Source organism: Streptococcus mitis, from assembly GCF_005844455.1.
Classification (GTDB): Bacteria; Bacillota; Bacilli; order Lactobacillales; family Streptococcaceae; genus Streptococcus; species Streptococcus mitis_BF.
Window position 1 is genome coordinate 61,131 of sequence record NZ_SPGF01000002.1, and the last position, 21,077, is coordinate 82,207.

The 21,077-nt window shown below is 34.9% G+C and carries 21 protein-coding genes and 3 tRNA genes; 17 read left to right on the top strand and 7 right to left on the bottom strand.

Annotation, left to right across the window (positions count from 1 at the left end; translation table 11 throughout):
• Positions 1-48 precede the first annotated feature (48 nt).
• Positions 49-591 (top strand): TetR/AcrR family transcriptional regulator, encoded by a 543-nt coding sequence (locus FGQ53_RS00925; protein ID WP_138335189.1) that lies wholly within the window; start codon positions 49-51, stop codon positions 589-591.
• Positions 592-631: 40 nt separating this feature from the next.
• Here the strand turns inward: FGQ53_RS00925 and FGQ53_RS00930 are convergent.
• The 7 genes from FGQ53_RS00930 to rlmH form a co-directional block, all read right to left on the bottom strand.
• Positions 632-705 (bottom strand) — tRNA-Asn (locus FGQ53_RS00930).
• 5 nt (positions 706-710) lie between these two features.
• Positions 711-782: transfer RNA gene (locus FGQ53_RS00935), tRNA-Glu, on the bottom strand.
• Between the two features lie 51 nt (positions 783-833).
• On the bottom strand, positions 834-1,586 hold the full coding sequence (gene comE / locus FGQ53_RS00940; RefSeq protein ID WP_000866065.1) for a competence system response regulator transcription factor ComE: 753 nt from the start codon (positions 1,584-1,586) through the stop codon (positions 834-836).
• Positions 1,583-2,908: a competence system sensor histidine kinase ComD gene (comD, locus tag FGQ53_RS00945; protein ID WP_138335190.1), complete on the bottom strand. Its 1,326-nt coding sequence runs from the start codon at positions 2,906-2,908 to the stop codon at positions 1,583-1,585. The genes comE and comD overlap by 4 nt, the downstream gene beginning before the upstream one ends.
• A 20-nt stretch (positions 2,909-2,928) precedes the next feature.
• Positions 2,929-3,054: a competence-stimulating peptide ComC gene (gene comC / locus FGQ53_RS00950; RefSeq protein WP_138335191.1), complete on the bottom strand. Its 126-nt coding sequence runs from the start codon at positions 3,052-3,054 to the stop codon at positions 2,929-2,931.
• Between the two features lie 164 nt (positions 3,055-3,218).
• Positions 3,219-3,292 (bottom strand) — tRNA-Arg (locus FGQ53_RS00955).
• A gap of 43 nt (positions 3,293-3,335) precedes the next feature.
• Positions 3,336-3,815, bottom strand: a complete 480-nt coding sequence (gene rlmH / locus FGQ53_RS00960; protein WP_050252625.1) for a 23S rRNA (pseudouridine(1915)-N(3))-methyltransferase RlmH — start codon at positions 3,813-3,815, stop codon at positions 3,336-3,338.
• A gap of 183 nt (positions 3,816-3,998) precedes the next feature.
• Between rlmH and FGQ53_RS00965 the strand changes: the two genes are divergently transcribed.
• The 16 genes from FGQ53_RS00965 to FGQ53_RS01035 all read left to right on the top strand — a co-directional run bounded on the left by FGQ53_RS00965 (position 3,999) and on the right by FGQ53_RS01035 (position 20,941).
• Complete coding sequence (locus tag FGQ53_RS00965) at positions 3,999-5,180, top strand: S1C family serine protease (protein ID WP_138335192.1); 1,182 nt, start codon at positions 3,999-4,001, stop codon at positions 5,178-5,180.
• A gap of 57 nt (positions 5,181-5,237) precedes the next feature.
• Entirely contained in the window at positions 5,238-5,996 is a 759-nt protein-coding gene (locus tag FGQ53_RS00970) for a ParB/RepB/Spo0J family partition protein (protein WP_138335193.1), read from the top strand.
• Positions 5,997-6,212: 216 nt separating this feature from the next.
• Positions 6,213-7,574 carry a chromosomal replication initiator protein DnaA gene (gene dnaA, locus FGQ53_RS00975; protein WP_138335194.1) on the top strand — a complete coding sequence of 454 codons (1,362 nt, stop codon included), beginning with the start codon at positions 6,213-6,215 and terminating at the stop codon, positions 7,572-7,574.
• A 158-nt stretch (positions 7,575-7,732) separates the two neighbouring features.
• The gene (gene dnaN, locus FGQ53_RS00980) at positions 7,733-8,869 is read left to right on the top strand and encodes a DNA polymerase III subunit beta (RefSeq protein ID WP_138335195.1); all 1,137 of its coding nucleotides are present in this window, start codon (positions 7,733-7,735) and stop codon (positions 8,867-8,869) included.
• Positions 8,870-8,933: 64 nt separating this feature from the next.
• Entirely contained in the window at positions 8,934-9,128 is a 195-nt protein-coding gene (locus tag FGQ53_RS00985; protein ID WP_000285186.1) for a DUF951 domain-containing protein, read from the top strand.
• Between the two features lie 84 nt (positions 9,129-9,212).
• Positions 9,213-10,328: a redox-regulated ATPase YchF gene (gene ychF, locus FGQ53_RS00990; RefSeq protein ID WP_049535523.1), complete on the top strand. Its 1,116-nt coding sequence runs from the start codon at positions 9,213-9,215 to the stop codon at positions 10,326-10,328.
• Positions 10,329-10,399: 71 nt separating this feature from the next.
• Positions 10,400-10,969, top strand: a complete 570-nt coding sequence (pth, locus tag FGQ53_RS00995) for an aminoacyl-tRNA hydrolase (protein ID WP_138335196.1) — start codon at positions 10,400-10,402, stop codon at positions 10,967-10,969.
• Positions 10,970-14,473, top strand: a complete 3,504-nt coding sequence (mfd, locus tag FGQ53_RS01000; RefSeq protein WP_138335197.1) for a transcription-repair coupling factor — start codon at positions 10,970-10,972, stop codon at positions 14,471-14,473.
• A 57-nt stretch (positions 14,474-14,530) separates the two neighbouring features.
• Positions 14,531-14,797: an RNA-binding S4 domain-containing protein gene (locus tag FGQ53_RS01005; protein WP_001234978.1), complete on the top strand. Its 267-nt coding sequence runs from the start codon at positions 14,531-14,533 to the stop codon at positions 14,795-14,797.
• Positions 14,790-15,158: a septum formation initiator family protein gene (locus tag FGQ53_RS01010; protein WP_000041912.1), complete on the top strand. Its 369-nt coding sequence runs from the start codon at positions 14,790-14,792 to the stop codon at positions 15,156-15,158. The genes FGQ53_RS01005 and FGQ53_RS01010 overlap by 8 nt, the downstream gene beginning before the upstream one ends.
• Before the next feature lie 4 nt (positions 15,159-15,162).
• Entirely contained in the window at positions 15,163-15,285 is a 123-nt protein-coding gene (locus FGQ53_RS12110) for an SP_0009 family protein (protein ID WP_000429334.1), read from the top strand.
• Positions 15,278-16,546, top strand: coding sequence for a serine hydrolase (locus FGQ53_RS01015; RefSeq protein ID WP_138335198.1), 1,269 nt, complete (start codon positions 15,278-15,280; stop codon positions 16,544-16,546). The genes FGQ53_RS12110 and FGQ53_RS01015 overlap by 8 nt, the downstream gene beginning before the upstream one ends.
• Positions 16,543-17,820: a tRNA lysidine(34) synthetase TilS gene (tilS, locus tag FGQ53_RS01020; protein WP_138335199.1), complete on the top strand. Its 1,278-nt coding sequence runs from the start codon at positions 16,543-16,545 to the stop codon at positions 17,818-17,820. The genes FGQ53_RS01015 and tilS overlap by 4 nt, the downstream gene beginning before the upstream one ends.
• Positions 17,821-17,824: 4 nt before the next feature.
• Positions 17,825-18,367, top strand: coding sequence for a hypoxanthine phosphoribosyltransferase (gene hpt, locus FGQ53_RS01025; protein WP_020902319.1), 543 nt, complete (start codon positions 17,825-17,827; stop codon positions 18,365-18,367).
• Positions 18,368-18,382: 15 nt separating this feature from the next.
• Positions 18,383-20,341 (top strand): ATP-dependent zinc metalloprotease FtsH, encoded by a 1,959-nt coding sequence (ftsH, locus tag FGQ53_RS01030; protein WP_138335200.1) that lies wholly within the window; start codon positions 18,383-18,385, stop codon positions 20,339-20,341.
• A 120-nt stretch (positions 20,342-20,461) separates the two neighbouring features.
• Positions 20,462-20,941 carry a sigma-70 family RNA polymerase sigma factor gene (locus FGQ53_RS01035; RefSeq protein ID WP_138335201.1) on the top strand — a complete coding sequence of 160 codons (480 nt, stop codon included), beginning with the start codon at positions 20,462-20,464 and terminating at the stop codon, positions 20,939-20,941.
• Positions 20,942-21,077: the final 136 nt, after the last annotated feature.

Below are 21,077 nucleotides of genomic sequence, written 5' to 3' on the forward strand. Positions count from 1 at the left end.
AAAATCCATTTTTAGACAGATAGTATAATTTGTTTACAAGGAGGAAATATGCAAGAAAGTAATAAACGCTTAAAAACAAAGAGAACTATTGAAAATGCTATGGTACAATTACTGATGGAACAGCCATTTGATCAAATTTCTACTGTCAAGTTAGCAGAAAAAGCCGGAATTAGTCGTTCCAGCTTCTATACTCACTATAAAGATAAGTATGATATGATTGAGCACTATCAAAGCAAGCTATTCCATACATTTGAATATATTTTTCAAAAACATGCTCATCACAAAAGAGATGCTATTTTAGAAGTCTTTGAATATCTAGAGTCAGAACCACTTCTGGCTGCCCTTCTTTCTGAAAATGGGACTAAAGAAATCCAAAATTTCTTACGAAATAAACTTCATATCATGCTCAGTACGGATTTACAAAAATGCTTTATGCAACTAAATCTAAATACCACTGAATTAGAATATAGTAACATCTGTCTAACTCATGCACTTTTTGGTGTTTGTCAAACTTGGATTGCACACGGAAAAAAAGAAAGTCCTCAAGAAATAACAGACTTCCTTATGAAAATGCTTGGTGATACAAATTGATACAAAAAGAGGAACACAGTTGTGTTCCCTTTTATCTATACTCCGCCAGTAGGACTCGAACCTACGACATCATGATTAACAGTCATGCGCTACTACCAACTGAGCTATGGCGGATAAAATAGTCCGTACGGGATTCGAACCCGTGTTACCGCCGTGAAAAGGCGGTGTCTTAACCCCTTGACCAACGGACCTTCTATCTGTAGCAGACATAACCATTATATCAATTTCTTACTAATTGTCAATCACTTTTGAGATTTTTTCTCTAAAATATCTTTCAACTTTCTAATTTTTAATCTTGAAATAGGACAACGATGGTCTTCATAGAAAACAATTTCTAGATTTTTTCGATCAATTTCTCTGATATTTCCTATATTTACCAAAAATGATTTATGAGGAGAATAAAATCGCTGAGTATGTTTGTCCTTTTCCTGAATATCTGTCATTGTTCCATAGAACTCTTTTGCAAAATTCTTACCAATAATGCGCAATTTATGAGAGACCCCTGTCGTTTCAATATACAAAATATCATGGTAAGGGATTTTTAAATCATTTCCCTTGTAATTGTAATCAAAATAATCTACAACATCTTCATTTTCAAGTAACATACTCTTCGTGTAGAATATATTTTGCTCAATTCTCTTCTTAAACATCTCATCATTGATATCCTTATCAACAAAATCTAGGGCTGATACCTGGTATTTATAGGTTAGAGTCGCAAACTCTGATCGACTGGTGATAAAGACGATAATAGCGTAAGGATTGTAATGACGAATGAGCTGAGCAACTTCAAATCCTTTTTTCTCAATTCCATGAATATCGATATCTAGGAAATAAAGCTGATTTACTTCATCATTTTCAATGTATTCTTCAAATTCACGGACTTTTCCCGTTGTCTTGTATGATATTGGAATATTCGATTCTTTCGAAATTTCATCCAATATTCTCTCTAGTCTCACTTGATGTTCAATAACATCCTCTAAAATTAAAACTTTCATTCAAATTTCCTCTTAAATCTAATAATTTGTCTAAATGTACTGCCTTCCATCTCTGTTTCTAAAATAATATTGTTGTACTTATCTAGTAGTTCTTTCACATTATTTAATCCTACCCCGCGATTTCTTCCCTTAGTAGAGAATCCTAAAGCAAATAGATCTCCTGAAGGAGTCATCGTCATTTTACATGAATTCTGAATCACAATAACTGTTTCAGTTTCCATCTTAATAACTGCTACTTCCATCTGCTTTTTATAGCTATCAGCCGATCCTTCGACAGCATTGTTCAATAAAACGCTCATGATACGAACCAAATCCAATAGTTCAATTGGGAGCTTGGTAATCGTATCTTTTACTTCCAGTGTAAACTCTACACCATTATTTCGAGCATAGACAATTGACTGTGCAACCAAACTTCGTAAAGCTGAATCTTCTATGTTGTTCAAATCAAAGTAAGTATACTTATCTGAACGCAGTTTATGATTTGCTTTGACCAAAACTTCATTGTAAACTCTGTCAATTTCCTGTAAATCACCACTGTCAATTGCCATCTGCATACTGACAAGCATCCCAGCATAATCATGTCGAAAACCACGGATTTCATTATACAGACCGACAATTTCATCTGTGTAGTTTTGTAAATGTTTCTGTTCAAATTTCTTCTGCTTCAAAGCAATCTCTTTTTCCATTTGTTCTTTATGCGAATTCATTGCAAAGAAGGTCAAAAGTAGAGAAATAAAGACGATAGATGACAAAATACTTCCAAAACTATTCAAATGTTTAATCGTACTTACCATATCTGAAACGAAAGATACAATATGTAGCAATAGTAAAGCAAAAAATACTTTTGTCAAGAAAGGATAGAGGTAGTCTTTATCAAAATAGTTTAGATCCAAATGGAAATAATGAATGATTTTTAAGATAACGACATAAGTCAACACCGTTACAACGAAAAAGAATGGGTCATAATATTGTAAAACAAAATTATCTCCTGTTATAGAGGAGAAAGTTACGGACAGAAAGTTATGAGTGCTCTCATATAAAAGAGATAGTAGTAAACTTAGGAATAGTCCTCTATCCCTCTCATACTGTTTAATCCATCGAAAATAGGAATATAATACCAAAGGAAATAAAAATCTTGCAATCCCTAACCCATCTAAATGTAGAAGATATGAGGGAAAATCAAGTACTATTTCTGTTAGTAATATATAAGCACTAAAAACGTATAATTCTTTTCTATTTATTTGACCTTTACAAATTAAACGGTAACTGTGACTAATAATTAAAAAATAAACAATAACTAGCCCAAATCCAAATAAATTCATTACTCTTTCTCCTTATTTCATTACTTTTTTCGTGGGAAAATAAAATCAAAGCGGATTTTTGGAAGTCTACTTTCCCCACCTTGAATCTTTTGCAAGTCTTTTTCCTTCAAGGCTACAAACTGTTCCAATTTAACTGTGTTTTTCATAATAAAATCTCCTCAATGTTTTTTTCTTGTAAGCTAACTTACAAAAACCATTATACAAAATGGAATTTTATTTTAGATAAAATTCTCTCAACTGTCATTTTTTTCTCCCCAAGTGTACTTTTTTAAGAAAAAAGCCGGGAAAATTCCCAGCTTTGCTACTATATTGATCCCAGCAGGATTCGAACCTGCGACCGTTCGCTTAGAAGGCGAATGCTCTATCCAGCTGAGCTATGAGACCTAACACAACCATTCTACCAAAAATTCAATTAAAAGTCAATTTTCTATTTATGATAGGGTGATCCCTGCTGAATCGTAAAAGCGCGATAGATTTGTTCAACAAGAACTAGTCTCATTAACTGATGGGGCAAGGTTAGGCGACCAAAACTGACAGAAAGATTAGCTCTCTTTTTTACATCCTGTGCTAATCCCAGACTCCCTCCAATAATAAATGTAAGAGTAGAAAATCCTTTTATAGAAGCTTCTTCTAACTGCTTGCTAAATTCTTCTGAGGAGAAAGTTTTCCCTTCAATAGCTAATGCAATCACAAAATCACGGTCACCAACTTTTGATAAAATTCTCTGACCTTCTATTTCTAAAATCTTTTGATTTTCTGACTCACTGGCCTTATCTGGTGTTTTTTCATCTGCTAGCTCAATCATTTCAAGCTTAGCAAATCGAGAAATTCGTTTTGAATACTCCGCGATACCATCTTTTAAATACTTTTCTTTCAGTTTCCCAACTGTTACAACTTTAATTTTCATGACTCTATTCTAACATATTATCTATTTTTTCACATCTTATTCACAAAATAAAAGGTTAATTTTTACTTAGAAAACCACAGATTTTTGAAAGTTATCCACAATCTGTGTAAAACTTTTGTGTTTAAGTTATAATTAAGCTAGTCAGTTTATACTTTCAGTAATTTCAAACAAATGGAGGCAAATATGAAACATTTAAAAACATTTTACAAAAAATGGTTTCAATTATTAGTCGTTATCGTCATTAGCTTTTTTAGTGGAGCCTTGGGTGGTTTTTCAATAACTCAACTAACTCAAAAAAGTGGTGTAAGTAGCTCGAACAACAACAGCACTATTACACAGACTGCCTATAAAAACGAAAATTCAACCACTCAGGCTGTTAATAAAGTAAAAGATGCCGTTGTTTCTGTTATTACTTATTCGGCAAACAGACAAAATAGCGTATTTGGCAATGATGATACTGACACAGATTCTCAGCAAATCTCTAGTGAAGGATCTGGGGTTATTTATAAAAAGAATGACAAAGAAGCTTACATTGTCACCAACAATCACGTTATAAATGGTGCTAGTAAAGTAGATATTCGCTTATCAGATGGAACTAAAGTACCTGGAGAAATCGTCGGAGCAGATACTTTCTCTGATATTGCTGTCGTCAAAATCTCTTCAGAAAAAGTGACTACAGTAGCTGAATTTGGTGATTCTAGTAAGTTAACCGTAGGAGAAACTGCCATTGCTATTGGTAGTCCATTGGGTTCTGAATATGCAAATACTGTCACTCAGGGGATTGTATCTAGTCTCAATCGAAATGTGTCCTTAAAATCTGAAGATGGACAAGCCATTTCTACAAAAGCCATCCAAACTGATACTGCTATTAACCCAGGTAACTCTGGCGGCCCACTAATCAATATCCAAGGACAGGTTATCGGAATTACCTCAAGTAAAATTGCTACAAATGGAGGAACCTCTGTAGAAGGTCTTGGTTTCGCAATTCCTGCAAATGACGCTATCAATATTATTGAACAGTTAGAAAAGAACGGAAAAGTGACGCGTCCAGCTTTGGGCATCCAAATGGTCAATCTCTCAAATATTAATACAAGTGATATTAGAAGACTTAATATTCCAAGCAGTGTAACATCTGGTGTAGTTGTTCGTTCTGTACAAAGTAATATGCCTGCCAATGGTCACCTTGAAAAATACGACGTTATTACAAAAGTAGATGATAAAGATATTGCTTCATCAACAGACTTACAAAGTGCTCTTTACAATCATTCTATCGGAGACAACATTAAGATAACTTACTATCGTAACGGTAAAGAAGAAACTACATCTATTAAACTTGACAAGAGTTCAGGTGATTTAGAATCTTAATTGACATCTATGTAAAGAAAGCTTTACATAAGAGAAAAGATGTGTTAGTGTAGAATCATGGAAAAATTTGAAATGATTTCTATCACAGATATACAAAAAAATCCCTATCAACCTCGAAAAGATTTTGATGGAGAAAAACTACATGAACTAGCACAGTCTATCAAAGAAAATGGGGTCATTCAACCGATTATTGTTCGTCAATCTCCTGTTATTGGTTATGAAATCCTTGCAGGAGAGAGACGCTATCGGGCTTCACTTTTAGCTGGTCTAAGGTCTATCCCAGCTGTTGTTAAACAGCTTTCAGATCAAGAGATGATGGTCCAGTCCATCATTGAAAATTTGCAAAGAGAAAATTTAAATCCAATAGAAGAAGCACGCGCCTATGAATCTCTTGTAGAGAAAGGATTTACCCATTCTGAAATTGCAGATAAAATGGGCAAGTCTCGTCCTTACATCAGCAACTCCATTCGTTTGCTTTCCTTACCAGAACCAATCCTCTCAGAAGTAGAACGTGGCAAACTATCACAAGCTCATGCGCGTTCGCTAGTTGGGTTGAATAAGGAACAACAAGACTATTTCTTTCAACGAATTATAGAAGAAGACATTTCTGTAAGGAAGTTAGAAGCTCTTCTGACAGAGAAAAAACAAAAGAAACTACAAAAAACTGATCATTTCATACAAAATGAAGAAGAACAGTTAAAAAAACTACTTGGATTAGATGTAGAAATCAAATTGTCTAAAAAAGACAGTGGAAAAATCATTATTTCTTTTTCAAATCAAGAAGAATACAGTAGAATTATCAACAGCCTGAAATAAGGCTGTTCTTTTATTTTTTTATCTCACAAGGTTATCCACTATTTTTTTCGATAAAAAGCTTAATAAATCAATAGTTTCTGATTTTATCCCCAACCTGTGGATAAAGCTTGATAACGTTGTGGATTATTTTTAACAGCTTGTGGAAAATTCTTCCTATCTATGGTAAAATAAGTCTAGCATTAAACTTTTAAGCAAGTAGTAAAGGAGGAGAACGGATTGAAAGAAAAACAATTTTGGAATCGTATCTTAGAATTTGCGCAAGAAAGACTGACTCGATCCATGTATGATTTCTATGCTATTCAAGCTGAACTCATCAAGGTAGAGGAAAATGTTGCCACTATATTTTTACCACGATCTGAGATGGAAATGGTCTGGGAAAAACAACTAAAAGATATTATTGTAGTTGCTGGATTTGAAATTTATGATGCTGAAATAACTCCCCACTATACTTTCACTAAACCTCAAAATACGACTATCTCACAAGTTGAAGACGCTACAAATTCAACTCTTTATGACTATAGTCCAAAGTTAGCATCTATTCCTTATTCGGATACTGGATTAAAAGAGAAGTATACCTTTGATAATTTTATCCAAGGGGATGGAAATGTTTGGGCTGTATCAGCCGCTTTAGCTGTCTCTGAAGATTTGGCTCTGACCTATAACCCTCTTTTTATCTATGGAGGACCTGGGCTTGGTAAGACTCACTTATTAAACGCTATTGGAAATGAAATTCTAAAAAATATTCCGAATGCGCGTGTTAAATATATCCCTGCCGAAAGCTTTATTAATGACTTTCTGGATCACCTAAGGCTTGGGGAAATGGAAAAGTTTAAAAAGACCTATCGTAGTCTTGATCTTTTGTTAATCGATGATATCCAGTCACTCAGCGGAAAAAAAGTCGCAACTCAGGAAGAATTTTTCAATACCTTTAACGCCCTTCATGACAAGCAAAAACAGATTGTCCTAACGAGTGATCGAAGTCCAAAACATCTAGAAGGGCTCGAGGAGAGGCTTGTCACGCGCTTTAGTTGGGGATTGACACAAACTATCACCCCCCCTGACTTTGAAACACGTATTGCTATTTTACAAAGTAAAACAGAACATTTAGGCTACAATTTCCAAAGTGATACTCTAGAATACCTAGCTGGGCAATTTGATTCAAATGTTCGAGATCTTGAGGGAGCCATCAACGACATCACTTTAATTGCCAGAGTAAAAAAAATCAAGGATATCACTATTGATATTGCTGCAGAAGCTATTAGAGCTCGCAAACAAGATGTTAGCCAAATGCTCGTCATCCCAATTGACAAAATCCAAAATGAAGTTGGTAACTTTTATGGTGTTAGCGTCAAAGAAATGAAGGGAAGCAGACGCCTTCAAAATATTGTTTTGGCTCGTCAAGTAGCCATGTATTTATCTAGAGAACTAACAGATAATAGTCTTCCAAAAATTGGGAAAGAATTTGGTGGAAAAGATCATACAACAGTCATTCATGCCCATGCAAAAATTAAATCTTTGATTGATGAAGACGATAATTTACGTTTAGAAATTGAATCAATCAAAAAGAAAATCAAATAACTTGTGGATAACTTTCGCTTTTTTATCTTTTTTATCCACATTTTTTAAACAAGCCAAAAATCTTGATATGACTTACTTTAAGTCTGTTTTCCACAGATTTCACAGACTCTATTATTACTATTATCCTTCTAATACTAAAAATAAATAAAGGAGAATCCATGATTCGTTTTTCAATTAATAAAAATTTATTTCTACAAGCCTTAAATACAACTAAGAGAGCTATTAGCTCTAAAAATGCCATTCCTATTTTATCAACTGTCAAAATTGACGTAACCAATGAAGGTGTTACTTTAATTGGTTCAAATGGTCAAATTTCAATTGAAAATTTTATTTCTCAAAAAAATGAAGATGCTGGTTTGTTAATTACTTCTCTAGGTTCGATTCTTCTTGAAGCTTCTTTCTTTATCAATGTTGTATCTAGTCTACCTGATGTGACTCTTGATTTTAAAGAAATTGAACAAAATCAAATTGTTTTAACCAGTGGAAAATCAGAAATTACCCTAAAAGGAAAAGATAGCGAACAATATCCACGAATCCAAGAAATTTCAGCTAGTACTCCTTTAGTTCTTGAAACAAAATTACTCAAGAAAATTATCAATGAAACAGCTTTTGCGGCAAGTACACAAGAAAGTCGTCCAATTTTAACAGGTGTTCATTTTGTATTGAGCCAACACAAGGAGCTAAAAACAGTAGCTACAGACTCTCATCGTCTAAGCCAGAAAAAATTAACGCTTGAGAAAAATAGTGATGATTTTGATGTCGTTATTCCTAGCCGTTCTTTACGCGAATTTTCAGCGGTATTTACAGATGATATTGAAACTGTAGAGATTTTCTTTGCCAACAACCAAATCCTCTTTAGAAGTGAAAATATTAGCTTCTATACTCGTTTGTTAGAAGGTAACTATCCTGATACAGATCGCTTGATTCCAACAGACTTTAACACTACAATTACTTTTGATGTAGTAAACTTACGTCAGTCAATGGAGCGTGCTCGTCTTTTATCAAGTGCGACTCAAAATGGTACTGTGAAACTTGAAATTAAAGGTGGGGTTGTTAGCGCCCATGTTCACTCTCCAGAAGTTGGTAAAGTGAACGAAGAAATAGATACTGACCATGTTACTGGTGAAGATTTGACCATTAGTTTCAACCCAACTTACTTGATTGATTCTCTTAAAGCTTTAAATAGCGAAAAGGTGACTATTAGCTTTATCTCAGCTGTTCGTCCATTTACTCTTGTACCAGCAGATACTGACGAAGACTTCATGCAGCTCATTACACCAGTTCGTACAAATTAAGTGAAAGAGGTTGAGCCTGGCTCGCCTCTTTTATGATATAATCAAAAAAGAAAAGGAGAATAGTATGTATCAAGTTGGAAATTTTGTTGAAATGAAAAAACCACACGCTTGTACCATTAAGTCGACTGGTAAAAAAGCTAATCGTTGGGAAATTACACGTGTAGGAGCAGATATCAAAATAAAATGCAGTAATTGTGACCATGTTGTCATGATGGGGCGCTATGATTTTGATCGAAAAATGAATAAAATCATTGACTAAGAACCCTTAGTTAGAGAGTTAGCAAGTTTTCCCTTTTTATGTTATAATATTAGGGATTGAAATGAAAATGGAGAATGAGAAAATATGGCTTTAACAGCAGGTATCGTTGGTTTGCCAAATGTTGGTAAATCAACACTCTTTAATGCAATTACAAAAGCAGGAGCAGAGGCAGCAAACTATCCATTTGCAACGATTGATCCAAACGTTGGAATGGTGGAAGTTCCAGATGAACGTCTACAAAAATTGACTGAAATGATCACTCCTAAAAAGACAGTGCCAACAACATTTGAATTTACAGATATTGCAGGGATTGTAAAAGGAGCTTCAAAAGGAGAAGGTCTAGGGAATAAATTCTTGGCTAATATTCGTGAAGTAGATGCGATTGTTCATGTAGTTCGTGCTTTTGATGATGAAAATGTCATGCGTGAACAAGGACGTGAAGACGCCTTTGTAGATCCACTTGCAGATATTGATACCATTAACCTAGAGTTGATTCTTGCTGACTTAGAATCAGTCAATAAGCGCTATGCGCGTGTAGAAAAGATGGCACGTACGCAAAAAGATAAAGAATCAGTAGCAGAATTCAATGTTCTTCAAAAGATTAAACCAGTTCTTGAAGATGGAAAATCAGCTCGCACCATCGAATTTACAGATGAAGAACAAAAAGTTGTCAAAGGTCTCTTCCTTTTGACAACTAAACCAGTTCTTTATGTTGCTAATGTAGATGAGGATGTAGTTTCAGATCCAGATTCTATCGACTATGTCAAACAAATTCGCGAATTTGCAGCGACAGAAAATGCAGAGGTAGTAGTAATTTCAGCGCGTGCTGAAGAAGAAATTTCTGAATTGGACGATGAAGATAAAAAAGAGTTTCTTGAAGCCATTGGTTTGACAGAATCAGGAGTTGACAAATTGACTCGAGCAGCTTACCACTTGCTGGGACTGGGAACTTACTTCACAGCCGGTGAAAAAGAAGTTCGAGCCTGGACATTCAAACGTGGTATGAAGGCTCCTCAAGCAGCTGGTATTATCCATTCAGACTTTGAAAAAGGATTTATTCGTGCAGTAACCATGTCATATGAGGATTTAGTGAAATACGGATCTGAAAAGGCCGTAAAAGAAGCTGGGCGCTTGCGTGAAGAAGGAAAAGAATATATCGTTCAAGATGGCGATATCATGGAATTCCGCTTTAATGTCTAAAAAATTAATAAATAGTGTCAATTAGGTTGGAAAAAAATTCCAACCCTTTTGGCTTTTGAAAGGACAAATAAATGACCAAATTACTTGTAGGCTTGGGAAATCCAGGAGATAAATATTTTGAAACAAAACACAATGTTGGTTTTATGTTGATTGACCAACTAGCGAAGAAACAGAATGTCACTTTTACACACGATAAGATATTTCAAGCTGATCTAGCATCTTTTTTCCTCAATGGTGAAAAAATTTATCTTGTCAAACCAACGACATTTATGAATGAAAGTGGGAAAGCGGTTCATGCTTTATTGACTTACTATGGTTTGGGTATTGAAGATTTACTCATCATTTACGACGATCTTGACATGGAAGTTGGGAAAATTCGTTTAAGAGCAAAAGGCTCAGCAGGTGGTCATAATGGTATCAAGTCTATTATTCAACATATAGGGACTCAGACCTTTAATCGTGTTAAGATTGGAATCGGAAGACCTAAAAATGGTATGTCAGTTGTTAACCATGTTTTGAGTACCTTTGATAAGGATGATTATATTGGTATTTTACAGTCTGTTGACAAGGTTGACGAATCTGTAAACTATTATTTACAAGAGAAAAACTTTGAAAAAACGATGCAGAGGTATAACGGATAAATGGTGACCTTATTATATTTATTCTCAGAAAATGATCAGATCCAAAAATGGCATCAAAATTTAACAGATAAAAAAAGACAATTAATGTTAGGTTTGTCAACTTCTACAAAAGCTTTAGCAATCGCTAGTAGTTTGAAGAAAGAAGATAAGATTATTTTATTGACATCAACTTATGGAGAAGCAGAAGGGCTTATTAGTGATCTTATTTCTATCTTGGGTGAGGAATTTGTCTATCCATTTTTGGTAGATGATTCCCCTATGGTCGAGTTTTTAATGTCTTCACAAGAAAAAATTATCTCACGGGTTGAAGCCTTGTGTTTTTTGAGTAATCCATCTAAGAAAGGGATCTTAGTTTGTAATATTGCAGCAAGTCGATTGTTTTTACCTTCTCCCAATGTATTTAAAGATAGTATTGTAAAAATATCAGTGGGTGAAGAATATGACCAAAACGCGCTCATCCATCAGTTAAAAGAAATCGGCTATCGAAAGGTTACACAAGTACAAACTCAAGGAGAATTTAGTCTTCGAGGAGATATTTTAGATATTTTTGAAATATCCCAGTTAGAACCTTGCCGAATTGAGTTTTTTGGTGATGAAGTAGATGGAATTCGTACTTTTGAAGTCGAAACACAATTATCGAAAGAAAATCAGACAAAACTCACCATCTTTCCAGCTAGTGACATGCTTTTGAGAGAAAAGGATTATCAACGAGGACAGTCAGCTTTAGAAAAGCAAATTTCGAAAACTCTATCGCCGATTCTGAAATCCTACCTAGAAGAAATTCTTTCAAGTTTTCATCAAAAACAAACGCATGCAGATTCTCGGAAAATTTTATCTTTGTGTTATGAGAAATCATGGACTGTCTTTGATTATATAAAAAAAGATACGCCAATATTCTTTGATGATTACCAGAAATTGATGAATCAGTATGAAGTCTTTGAAAGAGAATTAGCACAATACTTTACAGAAGAGTTACAGAATAGTAAAGCATTTTCTGATATGCAGTATTTTGCGGATACTGAGAAAATATATAAAAAACAAAGTCCAGTGACCTTTTTTTCTAATCTGCAAAAGGGGTTAGGAAATCTCAAGTTTGACCAAATTTATCAATTTAATCAATATCCCATGCAGGAGTTTTTCAATCAATTTTCTTTTCTAAAAGAAGAAATTGAGCGATACAAAAAAATGGACTACACTATTATCTTGCAGTCTAGCAATTCAATGGGAAGCAAAACATTGGAGGATGTTTTAGAGGAATACCAGATTAAATTGGATTCTAGAGATAAGTCAAGTATCTGTAAAGAATCTGTAAACTTAATCGAGGGCAATCTCAGATATGGTTTTCATTTTGTAGATGAAAAGATTTTATTGATAACTGAACATGAGATTTTTCAAAAGAAATTGAAACGCCGTTTTCGAAGACAACATGTTTCGAATGCGGAGCGATTAAAAGATTATAATGAACTTGAAAAAGGCGATTACGTTGTTCACCATATCCATGGGATTGGTCAATATCTAGGGATTGAAACAATTGAAATCAAGGGGCTTCACCGAGATTATGTCAGTGTTCAATATCAAAATGGTGATCAAATTTCTATCCCAGTAGAACAGATTCATCTACTGTCTAAATATGTTTCAAGTGATGGGAAAGCTCCAAAACTCAATAAATTAAATGATGGTCATTTTAAAAAAGCCAAGCAAAAAGTTAAGAACCAGGTAGAGAATATAGCAGACGATTTAATCAAACTCTATTCTGAACGCAGTCAGTTGAAGGGCTTTGCTTTCTCAGCCGATGATGAAGAGCAAGATGCTTTTGATGATGCTTTCCCTTATGTTGAAACGGATGATCAACTTCGTAGTATCGAGGAAATCAAGAGAGATATGCAAGATTCTCAGCCAATGGATAGGCTATTGGTTGGGGATGTTGGTTTTGGAAAGACTGAAGTTGCAATGCGTGCAGCCTTTAAGGCTGTCAATGATCACAAACAGGTGGTCGTTCTAGTTCCGACGACGGTTTTAGCGCAACAGCACTACACGAATTTTAAGGAACGATTCCAAAATTTTGCTGTTAATATTGATGTGTTGAGTCGCTTTAGAAGTAAAAAAGAGCAGTCAGAAACACTTGAAAAATTGAAAAACGGTCAAGTTGATATTTTGATTGGAACACATCGTGTTTTGTCAAAAGATGTTGTGTTTGCTGATTTGGGATTGATGATTATTGATGAAGAACAGCGATTTGGTGTCAAGCATAAGGAAACTTTGAAAAAACTGAAAAAACAAGTAGATGTTCTAACCTTGACAGCAACGCCAATCCCTCGTACCCTTCATATGTCTATGCTAGGAATTCGAGATTTGTCTGTTATTGAAACTCCTCCAACTAATCGCTATCCAGTGCAAACTTATGTTTTAGAAAAGAATGATAGTGTGATTCGAGATGCTGTCTTGCGTGAAATGGAGCGTGGAGGTCAAGTTTACTATCTTTACAACAAAGTTGACACAATTGATCGGAAGGTTTCAGAATTACAGGAGTTAATTCCAGAGGCTTCAATTGGGTATGTTCATGGACAAATGAGTGAAATTCAGTTGGAAAATACTCTATTAGACTTTATTGAGGGTCAGTATGATATTTTGGTGACGACTACCATTATTGAGACAGGGGTGGACATTCCAAATGCCAATACCTTATTTATTGAAAATGCGGATCATATGGGCTTGTCAACCTTGTATCAATTAAGAGGAAGGGTCGGTCGTAGTAATCGTATTGCTTATGCCTATCTCATGTATCGTCCAGAAAAATCAATCAGTGAAGTCTCTGAGAAGAGATTAGAAGCCATCAAAGGATTTACAGAATTGGGCTCAGGATTTAAGATTGCGATGCGAGATCTTTCGATTCGTGGAGCAGGAAATCTCCTAGGAAAATCCCAGTCTGGTTTCATTGATTCTGTTGGTTTTGAATTGTATTCGCAGTTACTAGAGAAAGCTATTGCTAAACGAAACGGGAATACTAATACAAGAACCAAAGGGAATGCCGAATTGATTTTACAAATTGATGCTTATCTTCCTGATACTTATATTTCTGATCAACGACATAAGATTGAAATTTACAAGAAAATTCGTCAAATTGACAACCGTGTCAATTATGAAGAGTTACAAGAAGAGTTGATGGACCGCTTTGGAGAATACCCAGATGTAGTAGCCTATCTTTTAGAGATTGGTTTGGTCAAGTCATATTTGGACAAAGTCTTTGTTCAACGTGTGGAAAGAAAAGATAATAAAATTACAGTTCAATTTGAAAAAGTCACTCAACGACTGTTTTTAGCTCAAGATTATTTTAAAGCTTTATCCGCAACGAACTTAAAAGCAGGCATCGCTGAGAATAAGGGATTAATGGAGCTTGTATTTGATGTCCAAAATAAGAAAGATTATGAAATTTTAGAAGGTCTGCTGATTTTTGGAGAAAGTTTATTAGAGATAAAAGAGTCTAAGAAAGAAAATTCCATTTGATATTTTTCTTCTATAAAATAGATAAAAATGGTACAATAATAAGTTGAGGTAATAAGGATGAGATTAGACAAATATTTAAAAGTATCGCGAATTATCAAGCGTCGTACAGTCGCAAAAGAAGTAGCAGATAAAGGCAGAATCAAGGTGAATGGAATCTTGGCCAAGAGTTCAACGGATTTGAAAGTTAATGACCAAGTTGAAATTCGTTTTGGAAATAAGTTGCTACTTGTCAAAGTACTAGAGATGAAAGATAGTACAAAAAAAGAAGATGCAGCAGGCATGTATGAAATTATCAGTGAAACACGGGTAGAAGAAAATGTCTAAAAATATTGTACAATTGAATAATTCTTTTATCCAAAATGAATATCAACGTCGTCGCTACCTGATGAAAGAACGACAAAAACGGAATCGTTTTATGGGGTGGGTATTGATTTTGATTATGCTATTATTTATCTTGCCAACTTTTAATTTAGCGCAGAGTTATCAGCAATTACTCCAAAGACGTCAGCAATTAGCAGACTTGCAAACTCAGTATCAAACTTTGAGTGATGAAAAGGATAAGGAGACAGCATTTGCCACCAAGTTGAAAGATGAGGATTATGCTGCCAAATATACACGAGCGAAGTACTATTATTCTAAGTCGAGGGAAATAGTTTATACGATTCCTGACTTGCTTCAAAGGTGATAAAATGGAAAATTTACTAGACGTAATAGAGCAATTTTTGAGTTTATCAGATGAAAAGCTGGAAGAATTGGCTGATAAAAATCAATTATTGCGTTTACAAGAAGAAAAGGAAAGGAAGAATGCGTAAATTCTTAATTATTTTGTTGCTACCGAGTTTTTTGACCATCTCAAAAGTCGTTAGCACAGAAAAAGAAGTCGTCTATACTTCGAAAGAAATTTATTACCTTTCACAATCTGACTTTGGTATTTATTTTAGAGAAAAGCTAAATTCTCCTATGGTTTATGGAGAAGTTCCTGTTTATGCGAATGAAGATTTAGTTGTAGAATCTGGAAAATTAACTCCAAAAACAAGTTTCCAAATAACTGAGTGGCGCTTAAATAAACAAGGAATCCCGGTATTTAAGTTATCCAATCATCAATTTATAGCTGCAGACAAACGATTTTTATATGACCAGTCAGAGGTAACTCCTACAATAAAAAAAGTATGGTTAGAATCTGACTTTAAATTGTATAATAGTCCTTATGATTTAAAAGAAGTGAAATCGTCTTTATCAGCTTATTCGCAGGTATCAATCGATAAGACCATGTTTGTAGAAGGAAAAGAATTTCTACATATTGATCAGGTTGGATGGGTAGATAAGGAATCAATTTCTGAAGAAGATAATAGGATGAGTAAAGTCCAAGAAATGTTATCTGAAAAATATCAAAAAGATTCTTTCTCTATTTATGTTAAGCAACTGGCTACTGGAAAAGAAGCTGGTATCAATCAAGATGAAAAGATGTATGCAGCTAGTGTTTTGAAACTCCCTTATCTTTATTATACGCAAGAAAAAATAAATGAGGGTATTTATCAGTTAGACACGACTGTAAAATACGTATCTGCAGTCAATGATTTTCCAGGTTCTTATAAACCAGAGGGAAGTGGTAGTCTTTCTAAAAAAGAGGATAATAAAAAGTATTCTCTCAAGGACTTAATCACAAAAGTATCTAAAGAATCTGATAATGTAGCTCATAATATATTGGGGTATTACATTTCAAACCAATCTGATGCCACATTCAAATCCAAGATGTCTGCCATTATGGGAGATGATTGGGATCTAAAAGAAAAATTGATTTCTTCTAAGATGGCCGGGAAGGTCATGGAAGCTATTTATAATCAAAATGGATTTGTGCTAGAGTCTTTGACTAAAACAGATTTTGATAATCAGCGAATTGCCAAAGGTGTTTCTGTGAAGGTAGCTCATAAAATTGGGGATGCGGACGAATTTAAGCATGATACGGGTGTTGTCTATGCAGATTCTCCATTTATTCTTTCTATTTTCACTAAAAATTCTGATTATGATACAATTTCTCAGATAGCCAAGGATGTTTATGAGGTTCTAAAATGAGGGAACAAGATTTTTTAAATCATTTTCTCAAGAAGGGATATTTCAAAAAGCATACTAAGGTGGTGCTAGCTCTTTCTGGTGGATTAGATTCTATGTTTCTATTTAAGGTATTATCTACTTATCAAAAAGAGTTAGAAATTGAATTGATTCTAGCCCATGTGAATCATAAGCAGAGAATAGAGTCTGATTGGGAAGAAAAGGAATTAAGGAAGTTGGCTGCTGAAGCAGAGCTTCCTATTTATATCAGCAATTTTTCAGGAGAATTTTCAGAAGCGCGTGCACGAAATTTTCGTTATGATTTTTTTCAAGAGGTCATGAAAAAGACAGGTGCGACAGCTTTAGTCACTGCCCACCATGCGGATGATCAGGCGGAAACGATTTTAATGCGTTTGATTCGAGGTACTCGTTTGCGCTATCTATCAGGAATTAAGGAGAAGCAAGTAGTCGGAGAGATAGAAATCATTCGTCCCTTCTTGCATTTTCAGAAAAAAGACTTTCCACCAATTTTTCACTTCGAAGATACATCAAATCAGGAAAATCATTATTTTCGAAATCGTATTCGAAATTCTTATTTACCAGAATTAGAAAAAGAAAATCCTCGATTTAGAGATGCAATCTTAAGTATCGGAAATGAAATTTTAGATTATGACTTAGCTATAGCTGAATTATCTAACAATATTGATGTAGAAAATTTACAGCAGCTATTGTCTTATTCTGAGTCTACACAAAGAGTTTTACTTCAAACTTATCTGAATCGTTTTCCAGATTTGAATCTTACAAAAGCTCAGTTTGAAGAAGTTCGGCAGATTTTAAAATTTAAAAGCCAGTATCGTCATCCGCTTAAAAATGGCTATGAATTGATAAAAGAGTACCAACAGTTTCAGATTTGTAAAATCAGTCCGCAGTCTGATGAAAAGGAAGATGAACTTGTGTTACACTATCACAATCAGGTAGCTTATCAAGGATACACATTTTCCTTTGGACTTCCATTAGAAGGTGAATCAATTCAACAAATACCTGTTTCACGCGAAACATCCATACACATTCGTCATCGAAAACCGGGAGATGTTCTGATTCAAAATGGGCATAGAAAAAAACTCAGACGTCTATTTATTGATTTGAAAATCCCTATGGAAAAGCGAAAATCTGCGTTGATTATTGAGCAATTTGGTGAAATTGTCTCAATTTTTGGAATTGCGACCAGTAATTTGAGTAAAAACACGAAAAATGATATAATGAACACTGTACTTTATATAGAAAAAATAGATAGGTAAAAAAATGTTAGAAAACGATATTAAAAAAATCCTCGTTTCACACGATGAAATTACAGAAGCTGCTAAAAAATTAGGTGCTCAACTCACTAAAGATTATGCAGGAAAAAATCCAATTTTAGTTGGGATTTTAAAAGGATCTATTCCTTTTATGGCTGAATTGGTCAAACATATCGACACACATATTGAAATGGACTTCATGATGGTTTCTAGCTATCATGGTGGAACAGCAAGTAGCGGTGTTATCAATATTAAACAAGATGTGACTCAAGATATCAAAGGAAGAGATGTTTTATTTGTAGAAGATATCATTGATACAGGTCAAACTTTGAAGAATTTGCGAGATATGTTTATTGCAAGAGAAGCAGCCTCTGTTAAAATTGCAACCTTGTTGGATAAACCAGAGGGACGTGTTGTAGAAATTGAGGCTGACTATACTTGCTTTACTATTCCAAATGAGTTTGTAGTAGGTTATGGTTTAGACTACAAAGAAAATTATCGTAACCTTCCTTATGTTGGAGTATTGAAAGAAGAAGTGTATTCAAATTAGAAAGAACAATTTTTAATGAAAAAACAAAATAATGGTTTAATTAAAAATCCTTTTCTATGGTTATTACTTATTTTTCTCCTAGTTACAGGTTATCAGTATTTTAGTACAGGTAGTGTTGCAGGGAAAAGTGAGCAAATTAATTATACAGAATTGGTAAAAGAAATTACCGATGACAATGTAAAAGAATTAACTTACCAACCAAATGGTAGTGTTATCGAAGTTTCGGGTGTTTATAAAAATCCTAAAACAAGTAAGGAAGAAACAGGTATCCAGTTCTTTTCTCCTTCTGCTACAACAGTAGAGAAATTTTCAAGTATTATTCTTCCTTCAGATACTACAGTATCCGAATTGCAAAAACTTGCTTCTGACCATAAAGCGGAAGTAACTGTTAAGCATGAAAGTTCAAGTGGTATGTGGATTAATATTCTTGTATCCATTGTGCCATTCGGTATTCTATTCTTCTTCCTATTCTCTATGATGGGAAATATGGGAGGAAATAATAGCCGTAACCCGATGAGTTTTGGACGTAGTAAGGCTAAAGCTGCAAATAAAGAAGATATTAAAGTAAGATTTTCAGATGTTGCTGGAGCTGAGGAAGAAAAACAAGAACTAGTTGAAGTTGTTGAATTCTTAAAAGATCCAAAACGATTTACAAAACTTGGAGCCCGTATTCCGGCAGGGGTTCTTTTGGAGGGACCTCCGGGAACAGGTAAGACGTTACTTGCTAAAGCAGTCGCCGGGGAAGCGGGTGTTCCATTCTTTAGTATCTCAGGTTCTGACTTTGTAGAAATGTTTGTCGGAGTTGGGGCTAGTCGTGTTCGTTCTCTTTTTGAAGATGCTAAAAAAGCAGCACCAGCTATCATCTTTATCGATGAAATTGATGCTGTTGGACGTCAACGTGGAGTCGGTCTCGGCGGAGGTAATGACGAACGTGAACAAACCTTGAACCAACTTTTGATTGAGATGGATGGTTTTGAGGGAAATGAAGGGATTATTGTCATCGCTGCGACAAACCGTTCAGATGTACTTGACCCTGCCCTCTTGCGTCCAGGACGTTTTGATAGAAAAGTCTTGGTTGGTCGCCCTGATGTTAAAGGTCGTGAAGCAATCTTGAAAGTTCATGCTAAGAACAAGCCTTTAGCAGAAGATGTAGATTTGAAATTAGTGGCTCAACAAACTCCAGGTTTTGTTGGTGCTGATTTAGAGAATGTCTTGAATGAAGCGGCTTTAGTCGCTGCTCGTCGTAATAAAACGATTATCGATGCTTCTGATATTGATGAAGCAGAAGATAGAGTTATTGCTGGTCCTTCTAAGAAAGATAAGACAGTTTCACAAAAAGAACGTGAATTGGTTGCCTACCATGAGGCAGGACATACCATTGTAGGTCTAGTCTTGTCGAATGCCCGCGTTGTTCATAAGGTTACAATTGTACCACGTGGCCGTGCAGGTGGTTATATGATTGCACTTCCTAAGGAAGACCAAATGCTTCTATCTAAAGAAGATATGAAAGAGCAATTGGCTGGCTTAATGGGAGGACGTGTAGCTGAAGAAATTATCTTTAATGTCCAAACTACAGGAGCTTCAAACGACTTTGAACAGGCGACTCAAATGGCGCGTGCAATGGTTACAGAGTACGGTATGAGTGAAAAACTTGGTCCGGTACAATATGAGGGGAATCATGCTATGTTTGGTGCACAGAGTCCTCAAAAATCAATTTCAGAACAAACAGCTTATGAAATTGACGAAGAGGTTCGTTCATTATTGAATGAAGCACGAAATAAAGCTGCTGAAATTATTCAGTCAAATCGTGAAACTCACAAGTTGATTGCAGAAGCATTATTGAAATACGAAACATTGGATAGTACACAAATTAAATCTCTTTACGAAACAGGAAAGATGCCTGAAACAGTAGAAGAGGAATCTCATGCATTATCTTATGATGAAGTAAAGTCAAAAATGAATGACGAAAAATAACCCAAAGAGAGGCGTTTCCTCTCTTTTTTGTGCAGTTGAGGCAGTAAAGGGGACAGAATGGATGAAATGAACCCAATTAGCTTCTTGATTTGATAGACTGTAAACAGAAAGGGGAACACTATGCTTAAAGAATTGTATGAAGAAGTGCAGGGAATTGTATACAAGTGTAGAAATGAATATTACCTTCATTTATGGGAGTTATCGGATTGGGAACAAGAGGGAATGATCTGCTTACATGAATTGATCAGTATAGAAGAAGAACTGGTTGAAGATATTCCACGCTTACGTAAATATTTCAAAACCAAATTTCGAAATCGGATTTTAGATTATCTCCGTAAACAAGAAAGTCAGAAGCGAAGATATGATAAAGAACCTTATGAAGAAGTGGGTGAAATTAGTCATCGTATAGGTGAGGGAGGTCTCTGGCTAGATGACTATTATCTCTTTTATGAAACATTAAGAAATTATAGAAACAAGCAAACAAAAGAACAACAAGAAGAGTTAGAACGCGTCTTAAGAAATGAACGTTTCCGAGGGCGTCAAAGAGTCCTAAGGGACTTACGTATTGTGTTTAAAGAGTTTGATATCCGTAACCGGTAAGAAGCTATGCAAAAAAAATGAAAAAAATTAGAAAAAGATGTTGACAAAAAAGAAAAAGCCGGTATAATAGTAAGAGTTGAAAATAACAACTCTGGTCCGTTGGTCAAGGGGTTAAGACACCGCCTTTTCACGGCGG

Coding starts and splice junctions, on each gene's coding strand:
- FGQ53_RS00925 (WP_138335189.1), top strand. CDS start 49: ATGCAAGAAAGTAATAAACGCTTAAAAACAAAGAGAACTATTGAAAAT.
- comE (WP_000866065.1), bottom strand. CDS start 1,586: ATGAAAGTTTTAATTTTAGAGGATGTTATTGAACATCAAGTGAGACTA.
- comD (WP_138335190.1), bottom strand. CDS start 2,908: ATGAATTTATTTGGATTTGGGCTAGTTATTGTTTATTTTTTAATTATT.
- comC (WP_138335191.1), bottom strand. CDS start 3,054: ATGAAAAACACAGTTAAATTGGAACAGTTTGTAGCCTTGAAGGAAAAA.
- rlmH (WP_050252625.1), bottom strand. CDS start 3,815: ATGAAAATTAAAGTTGTAACAGTTGGGAAACTGAAAGAAAAGTATTTA.
- FGQ53_RS00965 (WP_138335192.1), top strand. CDS start 3,999: ATGAAACATTTAAAAACATTTTACAAAAAATGGTTTCAATTATTAGTC.
- FGQ53_RS00970 (WP_138335193.1), top strand. CDS start 5,238: ATGGAAAAATTTGAAATGATTTCTATCACAGATATACAAAAAAATCCC.
- dnaN (WP_138335195.1), top strand. CDS start 7,733: ATGATTCGTTTTTCAATTAATAAAAATTTATTTCTACAAGCCTTAAAT.
- FGQ53_RS00985 (WP_000285186.1), top strand. CDS start 8,934: ATGTATCAAGTTGGAAATTTTGTTGAAATGAAAAAACCACACGCTTGT.
- ychF (WP_049535523.1), top strand. CDS start 9,213: ATGGCTTTAACAGCAGGTATCGTTGGTTTGCCAAATGTTGGTAAATCA.
- pth (WP_138335196.1), top strand. CDS start 10,400: ATGACCAAATTACTTGTAGGCTTGGGAAATCCAGGAGATAAATATTTT.
- mfd (WP_138335197.1), top strand. CDS start 10,970: ATGGTGACCTTATTATATTTATTCTCAGAAAATGATCAGATCCAAAAA.
- FGQ53_RS01005 (WP_001234978.1), top strand. CDS start 14,531: ATGAGATTAGACAAATATTTAAAAGTATCGCGAATTATCAAGCGTCGT.
- FGQ53_RS01010 (WP_000041912.1), top strand. CDS start 14,790: ATGTCTAAAAATATTGTACAATTGAATAATTCTTTTATCCAAAATGAA.
- FGQ53_RS12110 (WP_000429334.1), top strand. CDS start 15,163: ATGGAAAATTTACTAGACGTAATAGAGCAATTTTTGAGTTTATCAGAT.
- FGQ53_RS01015 (WP_138335198.1), top strand. CDS start 15,278: ATGCGTAAATTCTTAATTATTTTGTTGCTACCGAGTTTTTTGACCATC.
- tilS (WP_138335199.1), top strand. CDS start 16,543: ATGAGGGAACAAGATTTTTTAAATCATTTTCTCAAGAAGGGATATTTC.
- hpt (WP_020902319.1), top strand. CDS start 17,825: ATGTTAGAAAACGATATTAAAAAAATCCTCGTTTCACACGATGAAATT.
- ftsH (WP_138335200.1), top strand. CDS start 18,383: ATGAAAAAACAAAATAATGGTTTAATTAAAAATCCTTTTCTATGGTTA.
- FGQ53_RS01035 (WP_138335201.1), top strand. CDS start 20,462: ATGCTTAAAGAATTGTATGAAGAAGTGCAGGGAATTGTATACAAGTGT.